The sequence below is a fragment of the Sporosarcina sp. GTC18466 genome (assembly GCF_055389225.1).
Genome location: NZ_AP044037.1, coordinates 2,360,565 through 2,379,061, shown reverse-complemented (window position 1 = coordinate 2,379,061; position 18,497 = coordinate 2,360,565). Strand labels below are relative to the sequence as shown.

Annotated in this window: 21 protein-coding genes; 7 read left to right on the top strand and 14 right to left on the bottom strand. The window is 49.3% G+C overall.

Annotated elements, in window-relative coordinates:
• Positions 1-8: 8 nt before the first annotated feature.
• Together ACZ5FK_RS11705 and ACZ5FK_RS11700 are read right to left on the bottom strand one after the other, a co-directional pair.
• Complete coding sequence (locus ACZ5FK_RS11705) at positions 9-569, bottom strand: superoxide dismutase family protein (RefSeq protein ID WP_464805077.1); 561 nt, start codon at positions 567-569, stop codon at positions 9-11.
• Between the two features lie 126 nt (positions 570-695).
• Positions 696-1,376 (bottom strand): phosphoribosylaminoimidazolesuccinocarboxamide synthase, encoded by a 681-nt coding sequence (locus ACZ5FK_RS11700; protein WP_464805076.1) that lies wholly within the window; start codon positions 1,374-1,376, stop codon positions 696-698.
• Between the two features lie 317 nt (positions 1,377-1,693).
• On the opposite strand from ACZ5FK_RS11700, the gene ACZ5FK_RS11695 reads away from it, so the two are divergent.
• A complete protein-coding gene (locus ACZ5FK_RS11695; RefSeq protein ID WP_464805075.1) occupies positions 1,694-2,413 on the top strand; it encodes a YebC/PmpR family DNA-binding transcriptional regulator in 720 nt (239 codons plus the stop codon).
• A 77-nt stretch (positions 2,414-2,490) separates the two neighbouring features.
• Here ACZ5FK_RS11695 and ACZ5FK_RS11690 read toward each other — a convergent pair whose 3' ends face one another.
• The 5 genes from ACZ5FK_RS11690 to ACZ5FK_RS11670 all read right to left on the bottom strand — a co-directional run bounded on the left by ACZ5FK_RS11690 (position 2,491) and on the right by ACZ5FK_RS11670 (position 8,329).
• Positions 2,491-3,234 carry a LamB/YcsF family protein gene (locus ACZ5FK_RS11690; protein WP_464807422.1) on the bottom strand — a complete coding sequence of 248 codons (744 nt, stop codon included), beginning with the start codon at positions 3,232-3,234 and terminating at the stop codon, positions 2,491-2,493.
• 42 nt (positions 3,235-3,276) lie between these two features.
• Entirely contained in the window at positions 3,277-4,272 is a 996-nt protein-coding gene (locus ACZ5FK_RS11685; RefSeq protein ID WP_464805074.1) for a 5-oxoprolinase subunit C family protein, read from the bottom strand.
• Positions 4,269-4,964 carry a 5-oxoprolinase subunit PxpB gene (pxpB, locus tag ACZ5FK_RS11680; protein WP_464805073.1) on the bottom strand — a complete coding sequence of 232 codons (696 nt, stop codon included), beginning with the start codon at positions 4,962-4,964 and terminating at the stop codon, positions 4,269-4,271. Before pxpB ends, ACZ5FK_RS11685 begins: the two co-directional genes overlap by 4 nt.
• A 150-nt stretch (positions 4,965-5,114) precedes the next feature.
• The gene (locus tag ACZ5FK_RS11675; protein ID WP_464805072.1) at positions 5,115-6,467 is read right to left on the bottom strand and encodes a transposase; all 1,353 of its coding nucleotides are present in this window, start codon (positions 6,465-6,467) and stop codon (positions 5,115-5,117) included.
• Between the two features lie 194 nt (positions 6,468-6,661).
• Positions 6,662-8,329, bottom strand: a complete 1,668-nt coding sequence (locus ACZ5FK_RS11670) for a DUF2207 domain-containing protein (RefSeq protein ID WP_464805071.1) — start codon at positions 8,327-8,329, stop codon at positions 6,662-6,664.
• A 171-nt stretch (positions 8,330-8,500) separates the two neighbouring features.
• Here ACZ5FK_RS11670 and dacB point away from each other — a divergent pair, with 171 nt between their 5' ends.
• Positions 8,501-10,009, top strand: coding sequence for a D-alanyl-D-alanine carboxypeptidase/D-alanyl-D-alanine endopeptidase (gene dacB / locus ACZ5FK_RS11665; RefSeq protein WP_464805070.1), 1,509 nt, complete (start codon positions 8,501-8,503; stop codon positions 10,007-10,009).
• A gap of 86 nt (positions 10,010-10,095) precedes the next feature.
• On the opposite strand, the gene ACZ5FK_RS11660 is transcribed toward dacB, so the two are convergent.
• From ACZ5FK_RS11660 to ACZ5FK_RS11635, 6 genes are all read right to left on the bottom strand, one after another.
• The gene (locus tag ACZ5FK_RS11660; protein ID WP_464805069.1) at positions 10,096-10,479 is read right to left on the bottom strand and encodes a hypothetical protein; all 384 of its coding nucleotides are present in this window, start codon (positions 10,477-10,479) and stop codon (positions 10,096-10,098) included.
• Positions 10,480-10,592: 113 nt separating this feature from the next.
• Positions 10,593-11,123, bottom strand: coding sequence for a GrpB family protein (locus tag ACZ5FK_RS11655; RefSeq protein ID WP_464805068.1), 531 nt, complete (start codon positions 11,121-11,123; stop codon positions 10,593-10,595).
• Positions 11,107-11,661, bottom strand: a complete 555-nt coding sequence (locus ACZ5FK_RS11650; protein ID WP_464805067.1) for an AAA family ATPase — start codon at positions 11,659-11,661, stop codon at positions 11,107-11,109. The genes ACZ5FK_RS11655 and ACZ5FK_RS11650 overlap by 17 nt, the downstream gene beginning before the upstream one ends.
• Before the next feature lie 2 nt (positions 11,662-11,663).
• Positions 11,664-12,503 (bottom strand): VanW family protein, encoded by an 840-nt coding sequence (locus ACZ5FK_RS11645; RefSeq protein WP_464805066.1) that lies wholly within the window; start codon positions 12,501-12,503, stop codon positions 11,664-11,666.
• 80 nt (positions 12,504-12,583) lie between these two features.
• Positions 12,584-13,696 carry a hypothetical protein gene (locus ACZ5FK_RS11640; protein WP_464805065.1) on the bottom strand — a complete coding sequence of 371 codons (1,113 nt, stop codon included), beginning with the start codon at positions 13,694-13,696 and terminating at the stop codon, positions 12,584-12,586.
• A complete protein-coding gene (locus ACZ5FK_RS11635; RefSeq protein ID WP_464805064.1) occupies positions 13,689-14,216 on the bottom strand; it encodes a sigma-70 family RNA polymerase sigma factor in 528 nt (175 codons plus the stop codon). The genes ACZ5FK_RS11640 and ACZ5FK_RS11635 overlap by 8 nt, the downstream gene beginning before the upstream one ends.
• Before the next feature lie 213 nt (positions 14,217-14,429).
• Between ACZ5FK_RS11635 and ACZ5FK_RS11630 the strand changes: the two genes are divergently transcribed.
• From ACZ5FK_RS11630 to ACZ5FK_RS11610, 5 genes are read left to right on the top strand one after another with little or no spacing between them, the layout of a single operon-like run.
• Positions 14,430-15,149: an ABC transporter ATP-binding protein gene (locus ACZ5FK_RS11630; protein WP_464805063.1), complete on the top strand. Its 720-nt coding sequence runs from the start codon at positions 14,430-14,432 to the stop codon at positions 15,147-15,149.
• A 13-nt stretch (positions 15,150-15,162) separates the two neighbouring features.
• Complete coding sequence (locus ACZ5FK_RS11625; RefSeq protein ID WP_464805062.1) at positions 15,163-15,912, top strand: ABC transporter permease; 750 nt, start codon at positions 15,163-15,165, stop codon at positions 15,910-15,912.
• Positions 15,913-15,958: 46 nt separating this feature from the next.
• Positions 15,959-16,417, top strand: a complete 459-nt coding sequence (locus ACZ5FK_RS11620; protein WP_464805061.1) for a LytTR family DNA-binding domain-containing protein — start codon at positions 15,959-15,961, stop codon at positions 16,415-16,417.
• Positions 16,414-16,827: a DUF3021 domain-containing protein gene (locus tag ACZ5FK_RS11615; RefSeq protein ID WP_464805060.1), complete on the top strand. Its 414-nt coding sequence runs from the start codon at positions 16,414-16,416 to the stop codon at positions 16,825-16,827. Before ACZ5FK_RS11620 ends, ACZ5FK_RS11615 begins: the two co-directional genes overlap by 4 nt.
• A gap of 15 nt (positions 16,828-16,842) precedes the next feature.
• A complete protein-coding gene (locus ACZ5FK_RS11610) occupies positions 16,843-17,193 on the top strand; it encodes a DUF4288 domain-containing protein (protein ID WP_464805059.1) in 351 nt (116 codons plus the stop codon).
• A 56-nt stretch (positions 17,194-17,249) separates the two neighbouring features.
• Here the strand turns inward: ACZ5FK_RS11610 and ACZ5FK_RS11605 are convergent, their stop codons facing one another.
• Positions 17,250-18,446: a class I SAM-dependent rRNA methyltransferase gene (locus ACZ5FK_RS11605; RefSeq protein ID WP_464805058.1), complete on the bottom strand. Its 1,197-nt coding sequence runs from the start codon at positions 18,444-18,446 to the stop codon at positions 17,250-17,252.
• Positions 18,447-18,497: the final 51 nt, after the last annotated feature.

Genomic DNA, 18,497 nt, shown 5'->3' with positions numbered 1-18,497 from the left:
TTTCTACACTATTTTGCAGCTGTTGTGAATGCTGCACAGGCGATCCGTTTTCCGGAGTTTCCTGCCGGATCCGTCTTATAATCGTCTGCCGATTCATGGATGACGAGTGCGCTGCCGTCCGCATCCAGTAATGAATGTTTCTGGCCCGGCTTCAATGTCAAATCCGCCGTCGTCACTTGCGCTTCGACTTTTCCGTCTTCCTTCACTTCAATGTTCGGCAGATCGCCAAGATGAAAGCCTTTTGGATTATCGAATCCATGTTCTTTGCCTTCCGGATTGAAATGTCCGCCAGCCGATTCGAACCCAGGCGGCGTACATACACCGGTCTCATGGATATGAACGCCATGCATACCTGCTGGCACTTCGGATGCTTCGATCAGGATGGTGACTCCTTTGGAATCTTCGCTGAGTGATACTTTGCCGATTTCTTTCCCATCTGTGTTCAGCAGCGGGGCTGATACGGATTCAACTTTCTCACCGCTCACCGGCAAGGCTTTCTTCGACTTGCCGCATCCCGACAGGGCGAATATGAGCGTCGCTGCAACAAATAGGGTCAATATTCTTTTCAATGCTTCTGCGCCTCCTTCCATCTTCTCCCGCCAAGGCTTTCCTAGCTGAAGGCGCTTTATGTGTGGAAATTAATTGAAAGCAAAAAATCGCCGCTCCGGCAATGCCGATATGCAGCGATTTCTCTTTTATGCTAATACAAGCCTTTCAAGTTCAAGTGGTTCGATATAGGTTTCCTTCTGATAGACCCGCATATTGCCTCCTGAGATCTCGTCTATGAGCATGATCTGCCCTTCCTCGGATTTCCCGAATTCCAGTTTGATATCGTACAGATCAAGTCCTTTTTCGGCGAGGATCCCTTTCACTTCAGTCGCAATCCGCTTTGTCAGATCTTCAAGAACCGCATACTTATCCGCTGGCAGGATGCCAAGCTGAGCAAGCGCGTCCTTGTTGATCGGCGGATCATTCCGCTCATCGTCCTTGATGGTCACTTCCACAAACGCATCAAGCGGCTGGCCTTCTTCGCAGTAGGCGCCATAGCGACGGAGAAAACTGCCGACTGCACGGAATCGGCAAATGACCTCGAGCCCTTTTCCAAATACGGCGGCAGGCTTGACAGTCATGCTGGCAGCCTCCAAGTCTGCAGAGATGTAATGGGTCGGAATGTGTTTTTCAGCCAGTTTCTCAAAGAAGAATTGTGTCATCCGAAGTCCTGACTTTCCCGCTCCCTCAATTGTTAAGCCGACTGTGTTGGCACCCGGGTCAAATACGCCGTCTTCGCCCGTTACGTCGTCTTTGAATTTCAAAAGTATCGTACCATCTTCAAGATTGTATACATCTTTCGTCTTTCCCTTATAACTTAGCTGCATCCTTAGACCCCTCTCTATCCGTTAAATAGTGCTGTTTCTAGTATAGAGTATTTTTACCGAATAAAAAAGATGTTGCGCACAATTTCGTACGTCTTTTTTTATTGTTTTCACCTGTATCGTTCTATTTTTATCCCCCAAATCGCTTTAGAAAATGAACATTCAAGCAAAGTCGGTTTGAATTCATTTCTAGAAGACGAATAGGAATACAAATCTTCACCACTTGTCTTGCACCCTATTTTTGGTGTATAATAACTCGATTATTTGATTCATAACAGTGCATAAAGCGCTTGATAGTATAGGGAAAGCGAGTGGTATGGATGGGCCGTAAATGGAACAACATCAAAGACAAGAAGGCGTCAAAAGATGCGAACACGAGCCGGATTTATGCTAAATTCGGTCGTGAACTATATGTGGCAGCGAAGCAGGGCGAACCTGATCCTGAATTGAACCAGACACTTCGGATGGTCGTAGAGCGTGCGAAAACGTATAATGTCCCCCGTTCCATCATCGACCGCGCCATTGAAAAGGCGAAAGGCGGAGCAGAAGAGAACTACGATGAACTCCGTTATGAAGGCTTTGGACCAAGCGGCTCAATGGTCATCGTCGATGCATTGACAAACAACGTCAACCGGACCGCTTCGGAAGTCCGCGCCGCATTTGGCAAGAACGGCGGAAACATGGGTGTCAGCGGCTCTGTCGCTTATATGTTTGACGCGACTGCAGTGTTTGCCATCGAAGGGAAAACGGCTGATGACGTGCTTGAACTATTGATGGAAGCGGACGTCGAAGTCCGTGATATTCTGGAAGAGGAAGACACAGTCGTCGTCTACGCGGAACCTGATCAGTTCCATGCTGTACAAGAAGCATTCAAGGAAGCAGGGATTACAGAGTTCTCCGTCGCTGAATTGACAATGCTTGCCCAAAATGATGTGGAACTTGATGCAGACGCACAAGCTCAATTTGAGAAGATGATAGACGCACTGGAAGACTTGGAAGATGTCCAGCAAGTGTATCACAATGTTGATCTGAATGATTAATGGCTTTGCCGTCAGGGAACTTTTTCCCTGGCGGTTTTCTATGTATAAGGAAGATCAAGCGGGATCATAACCATGAATCATCTCAACACGCTTGAAATCTTCCTGACGATGATGTCTTCCGCCTGCAATGCATCCGGTATTTGCCGCGCAAATTCCAGGGCGGTCTTTCCGTCTCCATGGATGCAGACGGTATCTGCTTTGATCGGAACGTTGGTGCCGTCCACAGCGGCAACGGTTCCTTCCTTCACCATCCTGACAATTTGCCGGACCGCCTCAGCAGGGTCAGTGATCAATGCATTCGGTTCACGTCTCGACGTTAACGAACCGTCTGCTTGGTATGTACGGTCTGAAAATACTTCGCTTGCCGTCTTAAGGCCGATCCGTTCTCCCGCTTTCACCAGTTCACTGCCTGCCAGCCCAAACAGGATCAGATCGCCATCCACCCGGTACACCGCTTCTGCAATGGCTGCGGCAAGTTCCGCATCCTTTGCCGCCATATTATACAGCGCCCCGTGGGGCTTCACATGCTCGATCGAACCGCCCTCCGCTTTGACAAAGCCGGACAGCGCCCCGATCTGATAGATGACCATATCGCGAGCTTCTTCCGGGGAAATCGACATCTCCCTACGGCCAAATCCAGCCAGATCCGGCAGGCCCGGATGAGCTCCGATGCCGACTCCTTTATCGAGTGCCATCCGCACTGTCTCCCGCATCGTCCGGGGATCGCCCGCATGAAAACCGCATGCGATATTAGCCGATGTGATCGTCTCTAAAATGCCCGCATCATTGCCTAATGAATAAGCGCCAAACCCTTCTCCCATATCGCAGTTCAAATCGACCGTGAATGTCAAAACGTCTTCCTCCTATCGAAGTTTGATTGTAATTCCTGTCCTAAGTTCCTGCAAAAACCGCTCTCTGCGCAAGTACAGCTCCTGTGCATGCTGAAGCGTGATTTCCCTGAAACGCAACATGTTGCCGGGACGCGACTGTGCAACCAGTGTCAAATCAACAGATGCGACTTGTCCAATTTTCGGATAGCCCCCCGTCGTCTGCCTGTCTGCCATGAGGATGATCGGATTCCCGTCCGCCGGCACTTGAATGGATCCTGAAGAAACCGCTTCAGATATCAGTTCGCCAGGCTCACGAAGGTCAAGCCGGCTGCCGGATAGCCGATATCCCATCCGGTCGGACTGGGAACTGACTGTGAACGGCTCCTCCGCAAAACGACGATGGCTCTCCTGTGTAAACAAATCGAATTGACGTCCCCTTACGACCCGCACGTTGTAGGAGTCCGCAAACTGCGGAGTCATATGGCTCGTCAGCATCCAATCGGCCAGCTGCATGCCGCATGACTCGCACTTGATCAACTCAAATAACCGTTCTGCATTATCTGTTCTGCTTTTTAGCGGAAGACGGTCCCCCGCTTGCAGAGACCTTCCTTCATAGCCGCCGATTCCGGCTTTTAAATAAGTGGAGCGGCTTCCCATGACGACGGGGATATCAAATCCGCCCGCAACGGCCAGGTACATCCGGCATCCTTCCACAGCAGGGCCTGTCCGCAGTTCAGCGCCTTTTTCAATGAATAGCGGCTTCCATAAGGGAATCGGCTCCCCATTGATATTCGGGGACAAGTTTCCTCCGCATAATGCGATGACTGCATCCTCTTCGAACCGGAGCTTCGGGCCGACCAGTGTCATTTCAAGCGTCGCTTCCATTTCTTCATTGCCGACCAGCAGATTGGCTGCTCGATGCGAAAAGACATCCATCGCACCGCTCGTCACGACACCGAACTTCTGGAAACCCGACCTGCCGAGGTCTTGGATCGTATCACTGAGACCTGCCTTTATGACTGTTATCATCCTTCTTCACCCCGCAGCCTGTCATATTCGGCCCGGGATATAGGGGTAAACCGGATGAGATCGCCCGCTTTCAACAGACTCGGCGGATTTTGACCTGGCAGAAATAAGTCCACAGGTGTTCTGCCGATCAGCTGCCAGCCTCCCGGAGTCTCAATCGGGTATACTCCGGTTTGCATGCCGGCGATGCCGACGGTCCGTTCCGGAATGGCCAGCCTCGGAGTCTTCCGTCTCGGAGCGACAATTTGTTCAGACATGCCTCCGATGAATGGAAAACCTGGAGCAAAACCGATCATATGGACTTTATATTCACCTGAAGAATGGATGGAAATCACCTCATCGGCCGTGAGTCCGTTGACACGCGCAACATATTCCAAATCAGGTCCCTCTTCCCCTCCATAAAGAACAGGAATCTCCACGATATTCCCTGTCGCCGAATTTCCCAGCTTGACACCACGCAACAAATCATGAATGCGCTTACAGACATCTTCATAGGGCGTGCCATTCAATTGATCCGGCCGGTAAAATACGGTTACTGTCGTATAGGCCGGAACATATTCAACCATCCATGGAGGAGATTCTCGCTCGAGCCGTTCTCCTACTGCCAGGACTTTCCGCTGCGCATCGTCCCCGATTTCCTCTGATACTTCGATGACGACCGCCTGATCACCTAAAGGAGATAATGAATACTCCATCGGCCCACCTCTTTCGACAAAATTCGACGATATGGATTCCATTGTACTATGTAGTTAAAAAATTTCAATATATGAGTCAATTTCATAATTGCTCTTTTTAAAAATGCAAAGACTTTCCCAATCGGAATTTTGCATTTCAAAAAACAGAAATCATGCGAGTTTTTGCTGTTGTAACGATGCGTTAATCCGATCAGCTGCCAGCTTTGATGCGTTATAGATTAAAACAATGGCGTCAAAATGGACTTTCGTCCGTTTTCCAGTTCTATATCGTACATTGTTGAGCTGATAGAATTCTTTCAGATAGGCATTGACGCGTTCGACCGCAGTTCGGCGGGCGAAGACTTTCTTCCAGGCCATTGATCCACGGGCTGGCACCGTGTACTTGCGAAGATCTGTTGCACTTTTGACCTTATATACTTTTTGACATTGTCCTTGGTTGGCGAGCGGACAGTCTTTACACTCGAGAGGTTGCGTGTATTTTAGGGTCCCGTACTTCGGGTCATAGCTATCATAGCGATATGAATGCTCTCTGAAACAAGTTGGCGCAAAGTGCTCATCATAGCCGATCATTTCACGCTCGTTCCGTTTATTATAAGCAATGTTTGACTGATGGCCCATCCGATGGATTTGTTGATAAATTGGTTCAAAATCATAACCCGCATCCATGGAGTGATATTGAATTGTCGACAGCTGGAACTGCGATAAGCCTTTCAATAGCGGAATGGCCGCCTTACCGTCATTCAAATTGCCGGATGACAGGATAGACTGCAGGATATATTGACTGGTCGCGCCCACAGCTAAGTGGCCTTTGTAGCCAAACCAAAAGACATTTTTCCCTTCGCTGTTCTTTTTAATGCCCCATTTAGGGGCTTGAGGTATTTCTGTGCGTAACTTGTGAAGAGGCGCATCAAGCTGAGCTTCAATCTTCTTTTCATAAAGAGACAAATTCGCTTCCTCTTCGGCCTTGTCTGCCAACCATTGCTCGCGCTCTTCTTTCTTTTTTCGTCCCCGTTTTTTGGGCGTTTTCTTGGCATCTGCCTCCTTCGGAGGCGCCTGGTCCCGAGCTTCAAAGTGAGTGGCGTCAATCGCAATTGTTTCATCGGCGATAAATCCTTCACAGATGGCTGTCTCGATGACCGTCTGTTGCACTTTCTCCAAAACATCGGATTCACTTAGTTTCGCGAGAAGTCGGCTGTAGGATGCTTCGGAAGGCACCGAATCCGAAACCTTGAAACCGCAGTCCAGTTTAAATGACAAATCCCGTTTCAGCCGTTTGACTAAGTCGGCAATCGTAGGAATTCGTTCAACGTACCGAATAAAGAAGCTGACAAGCATAGCTCCATAATTCAGCTCTACAGGCGCACCAAGACTGGATTTCTTATTGATCGCAAAGAAGATTGCATCTAGATCGAGCGCACTTATAATCTCTTGATATTGTTGGGTAGGTTCCATGTCGTATAATTCTTGGATGCCAAATAGGCTTTGTTGTCGTATAATGGTCAAAGGGAGTACCTCCAGTCTTTTGGGATGTTTTAGTCGACTACCATTATACAAGACTTGGGGAGGTACTTCTTTTTTGATGTCTTGAAACCCTTGATAGATAAGGGCTCGGAATTATGAAATTCACTCATATGAATGAAAATAGTTGTGATAGGAATTAAAAAACACCCAAGGCTTTAACCTTGGGTGCCGCTTATCTAAAATGCGCCCGATCCGCCGCCGCTTCCGCTGCTGGATGAAGTGGACGAAGTCGAGGAGGCGGCATTCACAGAGGAGACCTGTTCACCGGCATGCGTGAAAGAGGACGTCATCACGTATGGATTCGGATAGAACGCCGCGAAACTTCCTGCTCCGCGGTGACGTTCTGCTGTTTCCTCTGCCTCTCGGAAGAATTGATTGCCTGCTGCAGAAAGATCCTTGTCGCCAGTACCTATTCCGAACAGATACGACCGAATCTTATCATTTTGCGGGAGTGTTCTCCACCTGTCGAAATCAAAGTTCTCCAGGTACCGGTTCCATTCATTCAAGAGCATATGCCCTTCCACGCTGTAAGGCTTGTAAAATGCCGCCGTTGCCCCTGCCAGAAAGACAAGGATCAGGTTTGCGAACAGCAGGATGAGCAAATCAAATCCGATCGACAAGGCAAACAAGACGGCAAAACCCAAGGCCGTCAGCCAGAACACGGTTCTGATTCCGCCGCGCTTCGCGTACATCCCTGACTGGTCCACCTCTTCCTTCACATGTGCAAGCCACTGCTGCTTTTCGGTGTCATACTTATTGACATTCTCCTCTTTTTCCAGGAACTCTTTTAATTGTCCTGCCGTGAAAGTCCTATCCGCACCGACCGTCTCGAACAGCAGGCTGATCAAAGCCCGTTCGTGCGCCGTCTCAGCATGACGGTTGAGAAGTTCGAATGAATCCTCTCCCGTCTGCTTGATATACCCCTTGCGGACAAGATCGAGAAGTGCCGCCGTCATCACTTCCGGTTCAGCGGCGCTTCCCGTTTTCAGCAATACTGTCGCAGGGATGCTCAATGTTTCCGCAGGCATTTCCGATTTCGCGCCTGCCAGCTGGTTCATCGCGTAATCATACCGTGATTTCCTTAGCAGCACAGCCCGGACAGCTGCAAAAAGATATACGGCCAGCAAAGCAGCCATGACGCCGATGATCACATTGCCGGCAGTCTCCCTGCGCTCCTCGGCATCCAGGAAATCCTGGCGGTCTGCAGCCAGGATTGCAAGAGCTGACCCTTCATGGACTGCCCCGCCTGAGAAGAGCTCCCTAGGATACACAACCCGGACATCCGCAGACGTCTCTGCCGGTACGCTGCCGAGAGTGAAGGTGACCCCTTCCCTCGTACGGGACGTTTCCTTTCCGTACGCAGCTCCGTATCCCAGCACATCCAGCGGCTCTGCGCTTGCCGGAGGGCTGACGTCAATCCGCATATTTCCATATTCCGATTCATTGTTCTTATCGAAAAAAGCCCAATAAAATTGACCGCCGTCGTTAAACAGATCTACACCATTTGAAATCGAGTAATGGATTTCAAGATTTACGGTATCGTCTTTCCCTTTCCGGTAGATCTTAAAGAGATCCTTCTTTTGTTCAACTTCCAGCCGCTTTCCGTTTTCAACAGCCATGAATCCCTTGATTGATGTCCCTTCGCGCGGGATGATTGTCCGGGTCACGCCATTGAATTTACCGTCAAAAACATACGTATATCGCTCCGTGATCTGTACATCGCCATTTTCCTGCATGATGGCATGAATCTGTCCCTGCGGTATTTCATAGTCTACAGCGAGCGCTTCACGCGGTACGAAGAAAAGCAACATTACGATCATCAGTAGAAGCTGAGTCCATTTCACAGTCATCACCTCTTTGTTCCTTTACGAAGAATTGCCGGTCAAAGTTTCACTTCATTTCCAAGGGACTAGACAAGCTGGTACATTTCTATCAATTTGAACTTTTCAGTGAGTAATAAAACAATGGCTTGCTAACCTATAGTACAATGAAGAAAATCGAAAGGATGTGTACATATGAAGAAATTCGGCAAACGGGCATTCCTCGCTGTCACCATGGCTGCTGTTGTCATCGCACCAGCCGCTTACCAGGCACCCCAATTGGCAGCCGCATCGACATCCACGACCATTCCATCCGCAGAAGCCACTCTTGCCCAGCAAATCGATACCATCTTGAAAGACCCGAAACTTGAGGGAGGCATCACGGGCGTAACCGTCCGCAATGCCAAAAGCGGAGACATCGTCTACTCCCATATGGGCGATATCAGGCTGCGGCCAGCATCGAATATGAAACTGCTTACCGGCACATCAGCAATGGCTGTTCTGGGACCGGACTACAGATTCTCGACAGAAGTCCTGACAGACGGTGAAGTGCGGGGGAATCAGTTGAAAGGGAACCTCTACTTGAAAGGGAAAGGCGATCCGACCTTGCTGAAAGAGGATCTTGAAGACTTCGCCAAGCAGTTGAAAGCGCAAGGCATCACAAAGATTCACGGTGATTTGATTGCGGATGACAGCTGGTATGACAATATCCGGTACTCACAGGATTTGAACTGGTCGGATGAGCATAATTACGTCGGCGCGCAAGTTTCTGCATTGAATTTATCGCCAAATGACGATTATGACGCAGGCACTGTCATCGTTGAAGTGAAGCCGGGCACAAAGGCCGGAGATCCTTCGATTGTGACTGTATCTCCTGCAAACGATTATGTGGAGATCGTGAACAATGTGAAGACAGTCGCTAAAGACGGGACAAAATCGGTCTCTATCGAACGTGAACATGGCACCAATAGAATCTTCGTCGAAGGGGTCATTCCTCTAGAAGGAACGAGTTCCCGTTCATGGACAGCAGTTTGGGAGCCGACCGGCCTTGTACTGGATGTATTCAAGAAAGCCCTTGCAGAGCAAGGCATCCGTATGATCGGCAATAGCCGGACAACAATTGGTGCTGCTCCGGAAGATGCCAAGACACTGACCACCCATTACTCCATGCCGCTTTCGGAGCTGTATGTGCCTTTCATGAAACTGAGCAATAACGGGCACGCCGAAACGCTTGTGAAGGAAATGGGCAGAGCCGCAAAAGAGGACGGCAGCTGGGATGCCGGGCTTGCGGTCATGGAAGAGACGTTGAAAGACCTAGGAGTCAATACCGGCACAATCGTCTTGCGTGACGGCTCCGGCATGTCCCATAAGAACCTGGTCTCACCTGACGAGCTCTCCTCCTTGCTTTACAGCATCCAGGATGAAGACTGGTTCCCTGCATTCGAAGCATCCCTTCCTGTCGCAGGCAATGAGGATCGCATGGTCGGCGGCACACTTCGAAATCGTATGAAGGAAGGCCTTTCTGCAAATAATGTCAAAGCGAAAACCGGTTCCATTACTGGAGTTTCAACACTGACCGGCTATGTGAGAGCAAATGACGGAACGCCTTTAGTCTTCTCCGTGATGATCAATAACTATATCCATGGCCCTGTTACGCCGATTGAAGACGCAATTGCAAATGTACTGACAAAATATAAATTTTAATGAAGCCGAAAAAAACAGCATTTCCGCCTGTTAATCAGGAGGGATGCTGTTTTGTTTATCGAATAAAACATTGATGCGGCGATGCTTTAAAGTTCTGCACTGTCGCTCATTTCAAATACATCAAATACGTCTTTCTGAATGATCAATGACATGATTTTGCCGTTTTTCCGGAAGTAGTGCACATTTCCGACGCGTTTCTCCTCTACTTCCTCCCAGCCCCACTTCTCGATCTCCGCGAGGTATTCAGGCGGCGGCGTCCCGTTCCAGTCACCAATATTCTTCAGTTTGTATTTGGCGGATTTCGCAATTTGTGCGTTGCAATCCTCCGGCTTCACTTCATAGGCGTTTTTCGGAACAGGAAACCCTTCATTGATCACAGCCATCCGGTATCCGTCATCGTCCGTAAATTCATAGGAACAGCCTGTCATGACGAGTACTGTCAATAGGACTGCTGCCAGTCGACGTTTCATGTCGCTGCACCTCTCGCATGTTTGTTACTCTCAGCTTACGTCCAATCCATGCGATTGTCACCCGACAGATTTGTGACTGTTTTGACAGCCTGCCAACTGGAACTTTACATCCATCATCCTTCTACCCGAAGTCCCACAATCTGGTCGACAAACGCCTTCTTCGCTTCCGCATATTCCCTTTCGTTATTAGGATACAATTGGACGAGATCCATCTTCAATGCCTCATATTCACGGGCTACTTCTGGATGCTCATTGAGGAAGTCCCGGAAGAAAGTATGGGCCTGCCACCAGTCACCGCCATGCTCCACGACATGGTAGACATGGGTCTTTGTCAAGTCGTTCAAATCGGAAAACTTTGCGTAGACGACTTTCCCTTCCACTTCGGCTTTCAAGCGGTAAATATCCGCGTCCTTTAGCGCATGCCGGTCAAACTTCTCAGCATCCGCCAGCTGTCTCACGCCAATGAGCACATCGATCATCGGCTTTGCTGCGATTCCCTCAATTGCTGTGCTGCCGATGTGCTGAATTTCGATTACATGTTCGCCGATCAGCGTCTCAAGCAGCTTCTTCTCCTTTTTAAACAACGCCTTCCATTGCTCCTGGTAGGGCGCCAGCTCAACGACATCCTTATTCAATCCCAACATGCTCTGCTTCCCCTTTCTGTACCACTGCCCCGCAGATGAAATCGACAATTTCTTCAACTGTCCTTCTATCTGTATCGACCCGCATTTCAAAGCATTCATCCCGGAAGCCATCCAGGCACTTATCCGTCTGTGCGAAACACCAATTCCCCGGTTCCTCTCCGCGGGCAAGCAATCTTTTATGGATAGTCTCCTTCTCCGCCATCAAACAGAAGTGATAGGTCTTGTCAATTGTTGAAAAGCCTTCGTGGACGATTTGAAAATACTCCTGATTATAGATAGTCATCGGTACAATCAGATCCCGCTGATATGTCCGTTTCAGTTGAGCCGCCACTTCGACGACAAGCGTTCTCCACATCGCAAAATCCTGAAAATCCCCTGTCCGTTCTTCCGGAAGTTTCATATCTTCAGGAATCATCTCCCGCAGCAAGAAGCCGACCATTTCAGGATCAAATATGAAAGCGTCCGGCATCCGGCTGTGCAATGCGTTTGCTACGGTCGTCTTCCCTGCACCGAACGCTCCGTTGATCATAATGATCATACTCATTCCCCCTTATATGTCAAAAACGGTTCATACATTGTAATGGCATGATTCTCCGTGACGAATTCATCCGCCAATAAGTTCCCATCCATATCATACACATGGCGGAAAATCGTATTATGCCTGACGTATCCACCCCAAATTTCATATGTGAATTCGTGATTTTTTTCATATACTTCATATGTTCTCATCTGCGGCTCAACCGACCGCCATTCCCCAACCAGATGCGTATCTGTCAAATAGATGACAAGCTGGTACGCATGCGGCGTTTCATTCTTAATCTGTAAATCCAAATAGTTATAGGCGCAAGTCGCCCCGCTCCCGAACGGCTGGCTCCTGCCCGAATCGGGAAATACATCATAGCTGTGCCGGTATCTCTCCGTGACAGTCAGCGGTGTATGCAAGGTGATCCAATAGATCAGATTGGACAGCTGGCAGAGACCGCCTCCCGTGCCGACCGTCACCTTTCCATAATGCAGGATCATGCCGTCCACATAGCCTTTTCGTTTTGTCGTATTGCCGATCAGCTTCCAATACGAGAACGTTTCACCCGGATTCACAGTGACGCCGTGCAGACGCCCTATGGCCAGTTTCAGGTTGGTGATCTTATTGTATTGCAGCTGCATCTCCACATCTTTCAACTTTCGCAGCAGAGGTGTCCGGTGCCGTTTGATCAAGTACGGCAACTCTTCTCCCGTCCGTAATTTTGCATATCGCTTTCCATCCCATGCCCACTCACCGTATCGCTTCAGCCTGTACGCCTTTTTCCCCAGATAAATGCGCAGCTTGCTTCGCTTTACCGGTTTCAATGAAACCAAACCTTCACCCCCATCCGGATACATATTCCATATAGCGCATGGAAATCCCTTCTTCTGTTAAAAATAAAAAAAGAAGTGCCCGCAGGAGACACTTCCCTCTACATTTAATCCGCATACTGGAGGCTTACAATCAGATCCCCTGCAGACGAATGTTCCGTACTGACCATCTGTGAGGTGGTATCGGAATACAAATCCACGCCCTCATACCCCTCCAGCACATGATTGAAATACACCTCATCCACTTTCGTGAAGCGGATGGAACGCAGTTTGCCGAGCTTCGTAAACTCGAATTCAATTTCATCGCCATACGTGATTGTATACCCGTCGTTCTTCTCATAGTCCACTTTATAGTCTTCCCCGAAATAGCGGATCACTTTCTCCTCTGAATCACCGAGTGTCAAGCCGTGCAAATAGAAGACGCCGCCCGCTTCCGAAAGGATCGGCTGGGAATGATTCAGGCCGATCTCCATGGAATGCCCTGGCATTTCCGGCTTCAGAATAAAGCCCGGGTTTTCAGCAAAATTGGGATCAATCACATAAAGCCCGATGCTCATTTTCCCGTCGCCCGTATCTGTCATCTTCAAGATTCGCGGTGATTCCGGTGCATAGATGAACCGCATGGAATCGTTCGCATCGAATTTAATGCCGCCATACTCTCTGTATAGCTGTTCACCGTACGACAAATCGACGTTTGAGAAAAAGAGTCCTTCCACCGTCTCCTGATACAAAAACACACGGAGACCGTCTTCATATACCATTCCGGTATCCGCACCCGTACCCTGCAATTCCTCATCCAGGGTATAGTCATCGCCCAGCCGCTCAATCACGTCATCCAGCGAATCGCCAACTGTCAGGCCCATCAAGTAGAAGACACCCTGCTCCACAGTCAGTTCGGGCCGCGTCATATCATCCGCTGCTTCTGGCGGCAATTCCTCAACGGTTGGCACAGCAGGTCCCGTATCCCCCGGCTGCGCAGGCGGCTGCCCAACACCCTCTCCCGGCTCGCCGGTCACTTCTGAAATTGGTTCCGGATGATCAAGTGTCACTTTCAGAACAAACCCGACGGAACAAGCGAGTATGATTCCCGTCATGACGGCATATTTCCACTTTCCCCCTGAAGCCCTCGCACCTTGCGCTACTGATTCTGTCACATTCCGCATGACACGTTCTTTGCTGTCCTTCAGATCCTTCAATTCCGGCGGCAGAAACTTATTCATCGAGCAACACCTCCCATTCAATTCCCCGCAGCTGCTTTTTGATCAATTCCCGTCCTCTCACAAGCCTTGTCTTCACGGTGCTCTCCGGGACGGACAGCAATTGTGCGATCTCTGCGACACGCATTTCATTGAAATAAAAATGGATAAGCACTTCCCGCTGTTTGAGCGGCAGCGCCAGAATGGCCTTTCCGATCAGCTCCTGTTCGTCCTCTCGCACCAGTCCGTCCACATGCCGCATTCCCATCTGCGGCGAGAAACGGTCCCGGAACTGGAGCTTCCGGTATGACCAGCTCTTCAAATAATCCTTGCATTGGTTGACCGTCATCCGTGCTAAATACGCCTTCAATTCCCCTCTTTCCTCATAGCTGTCTTGGCGGTGATGGAACTTGATGAATACATCTTGTACGATATCTTCCGATGCATGGAGATCCCTCACATACCCATAAGCGATCCGGAGCAAGTACTCTGTGTACCGTTCCATCACGTCCTGAAGTTCAAAGCGGTTCAAATGTGCTGCCACTCCTTTCCCTACTTAGAAAACGACGCTCGATTGCCGGGGGTTTGGATTTCAATGAAATAATTTCGGTCCAGCAGTTTTCTTCCCATGTAATTGACCTCTCCTTTCCTGCAACTGACCGGTCGAAATGCGCGGGTCACCGAAAATCGGTTTTCGGACTCGGTTTGCGGAGATATAGTAGCAGTACAAAGACAAGACAACGCGGAGGGATGGCAAATGGAAATTGTACGTGTCGAGGGACTTCGGAAATCTTATGGGGCGAAAGAGGTGCTGAAGGGCATCGATTTTCAGGCAAAAGCAGGAGACATCATTGGGGTGATCGGCAAAAATGGTGCAGGCAAATCGACATTCCTGGAGATCCTGCTGACGCTACGTCCATATGAACAGGGAAACGTCCGGTTGTTCGGACAAGAAATTCGGGAATCGTCGGACCGGCAGCTGGCGCAGATCCGGCAGAACGCCTCGGCCGTACTGCAGACGACTCAATTCTATAAGACTTTGAAAGTCGTCGAATTGCTCAAGCTATTTAAAGCATACTACAAGTCTCCGCTGGACGTGGAACAGATCATGGCGGACTTCAAACTGGAGCCGCATCGCAAGACATTTTTCGACAAACTATCAGGCGGGTGGAAGCAGATCGTCAGTCTCGCCATCGCCTTTCTGTCGGAACCGAAACTGCTGATCCTCGATGAGCCGACAACAGGACTCGACCCGCATATGCGGAATATGCTATGGACTTATATCGCCAGCTATAACAAGCGGACGGGCGGAACGGTCATTCTCACGACACACAACATGGATGAGGTGCAGCTGTATTGTGACCGCGTCATGCTGCTGAATGACGGTGTTGCGGAAGTGTTTGACACGACAAAAAGCATCCTCGCTTCCGGTTTCGCTTCTATCCATGATTTCTATATTACACAAGTAGCTATATAAAGGAGGACTCCCCATGCTTGCCACTCAATTGAAATATGATTTGCTCATGTTTTCACGGGAACTGTTTTACGTCGTATTCACGCTTATTGTGCCGCCTGCCACATATCTGTTCATGGGATCACTATTCGGTGATTCGACATATGCGGGCAACTTAAATTACGCGCAGAGCTATACGCCATCCTTCATCCTGCTTATCACGTTCGGCGTCGTATTCTTCGCCTTCGGATTCGATCAGGTGACACACCGGACGACAGGCGTTGAAAAACGGATTGCCCTCGCCCCCGTGCCGAAACGCGTGCTGCTCACATCTGCAATCTTGAAATCAATTCTGCTCACAAGCTTCGGCTATCTGCTCATCTCTGTCATCGGTCTGCTCGTTTATGGCCTGACGTTCAGATTTGCCGATGTGATTGTCTCGTTCCTATTATTCATGGGACTGAACGCCGTGCTGCTCCTGCTGTCTTCTGCCGTCTTCTCGTTTTTCAAGACGCTGAACAGTGCCTTGGTGTTCGCGATTGTCGCCTTTCAGATCGTCTTGATCACTGGTGGATTCGCGATTCCTGTCAGCATGATGCCGAACTTTGTCCAGCTCATTGCGAACGCCAACCCGCTGTATCATATGAATCAATTGTTCATTGCCGCCTGGAACGGGCAACTTGAGTTCAGCAGCACCACTGCACTGTCTGCCGTCTATATTATTGCGCTTCTATTGCTTTCGGCTATAGTCATCCGCTTCCAAAATCGACGCCAACATTTCATGTAAGTCATGGTACGATGGAAAGAAGAGTTTTCCTTTGGAGGTGATTTTCATGAAAGTGACACTGGATATCGACAGTGACCATACTGAAACGAAAGTGACAATCCACTGCGATGAAGTGGATGATTCGATAAAAGAGATCCTTGATTTTTTGAAAGGGAAGAAGACTGAGTTTCTTGTCGGCCGTGATGGTGATATGCAGCATATTTTAAAACCGGATCATATCCATTACTTTCACACGGAGAGCGAAGGCGTCGTCGCCGTGACAAGCGAAGGCTCATTCGCGCTCCGCGAAAAGTTATATGAGCTGGAGGAACTGCTGCCCAGCACCAAATTCATCCGGCTGTCCAAGTCCGTCATCGCCAACCTGCATGAAATGAGCCGGTTTGAAGCTTCCTTTAACGGCACCTTATGCGTGTATTTCAAATCCGGCGCTAAAGAATATGTCTCCCGGACCTATGTAAACTCCATCAAGGAAGCCTTGAAAATGAACAGGAGGAAGAACGGATGAAGACATTTGTAACAAGAAGCATCATCGGCATTTTCTTCGGCTCGTTCCTTGCGCTTATGATCATTTTTGCTGTTATTTATTTTGGTGAAAATGAAGTGCTTGACTCAGCCATCCTGGTGAAGAACTCGCTCGGCTCCATATTTTGTGGATGGTTTTTCACTGTCACTCCTTTGTTATTCGAAAACGAGAAATTGACATTGCCTGTGCAGACGGCCCTGCATTTTCTGAGTGTCACCATTCTATATTTCATCATCGCGTTCATAATCGGCTGGGTACCGTTCACAGCACAAAGTTTCTTTGGGACACTTGCTGTGTTCGTATTCGTGTATATCATTCTTTGGTTTGCGTTCTATCAATATTTCAGAAGCCAAGCGAGGAAGTTGAACCGTGAATTGAATGAGCTGTCTTGATAAGGGGGAAGTTTTATGAAACTGTATTCCATCAAGCTGTTGCTAGAGTCGATTGTCGAGCCCTTGCCAGATCTTGTGCCAGGCGATGCCTATGGAAAAACGTTCGAGGAAACGATCGTCCTGCTCCGGACGGCGAGCCGAGAGTCGATTGAAGAGAAGATCCGCACCCATTTTGTCGATGACACGTATGAGAATGCCCTCGGCGGCATGACGACTTGGCGCTTTGTCACGATACTGGATGTATATGAGTTGGTGGACGAGCTCGAAGGGGACTTGGACTTCAAGGAAGTGTACAGCCGTTACTTGCCGTTTGATAGGATGATGACTGCCGGCGAAGTCATCGCCCTGTACTCGCTCGATAAATAAACCACAGAAAAACTGCCCCCGGAAATTGTTTCTTCCCAGGGGCAGTTTTATTGGTCTTATTTCAATTTCTGCAGGACAACCACCTTCAAATAATTGAATTCCGGAAACTCCCGTGTGGCCCGGAAATCTTTTGGCAAATGGAATTCCTGGAGGATCTTGTACGGCATGCCTGCGTCTTTGAAGCCTTTATCAATGAACGTCTTGAACTTCTTCATGCCGAAGCTCGCGTTGTTCGTCGAAGCGATGATGACGCCTTTTTTTGCTGTGATGGCAATTGCGTCCTGCAGCAATGCCGGATAGTCTTTTGCGGTACTAAACGTATGCTTCTTTGAGCGCGCAAAACTTGGCGGATCAAGGACGACAAGATCGAACTTCAATTCGTGACGCTTTGCATAGCGGAAGTAGTCGAACACATCCATCACTTTGATGTCCTGTTGTTCGTAGTCGATTCCGTTAACGCTGAACTGTTCGATCGTCTTCGGCAAGCTGCGCTTTGCAAGATCGACGCTTGTCGTCTTTTGCGCCCCGCCGAGAGCCGCGGCAACAGAGAACGCTCCTGTGTAAGAGAACGTATTCAGCACAGTCTTCCCTTCTGCATACGTATCACGTATCGCTTTGCGGACATCCCGCTGATCGAGGAAGACGCCTGTCATCGCTCCATCGTTCAAGTCGACAGCAAAGTTCATGCCGTTTTCTTTGACGATGATCGGGAAGTCTCCCGGCTCGCCTTTCACGAAATCATCTTGCTCGACGTACTGCCCTTTCGCGTCAAACCGCTTCTTCTCGTAGACGGCCTTGTAATCCGCAATCTTGTCGAGCACGCCATACACATGGTGTTTCATCGAATATATGCCCTCGCTGTACCAGCTGACGACATAATAGCCATCATAGTAATCGATCGAGAGGCCGCCGATGCCGTCCCCTTCTCCGTTGAAAAGGCGGAAAGCGGTCGTTTCGCTATCTTCAAAGAATGTTTCGCGGCGTGCGAAAGCGGCTGTCATCTTCGCTTCAAAGAAGTCGAAGTCGATCGCTTCCTCCTGTTTCCGTGTCAGCACCCAGCCGATTCCTTTGTTTTGATTGCCATAATAGCCTGTCCCCGCATAGTTGCCGTACTTATCGGCAAGCCGCAGCAGGGTGCCTTCCTCCTTCAGCATGTCCGGATTCAGGACATTCTCTTTCGAGAGCAAGGGGTATCCTTTTTTCACTAGCTGCACACCTTCAGCATTCAGTTGCAAATCGATTGTTTTCGTCATCGTGTCATCCTTTGTTTGTCATTTCCTTCATTATCGCATGGTTCCCCGGAA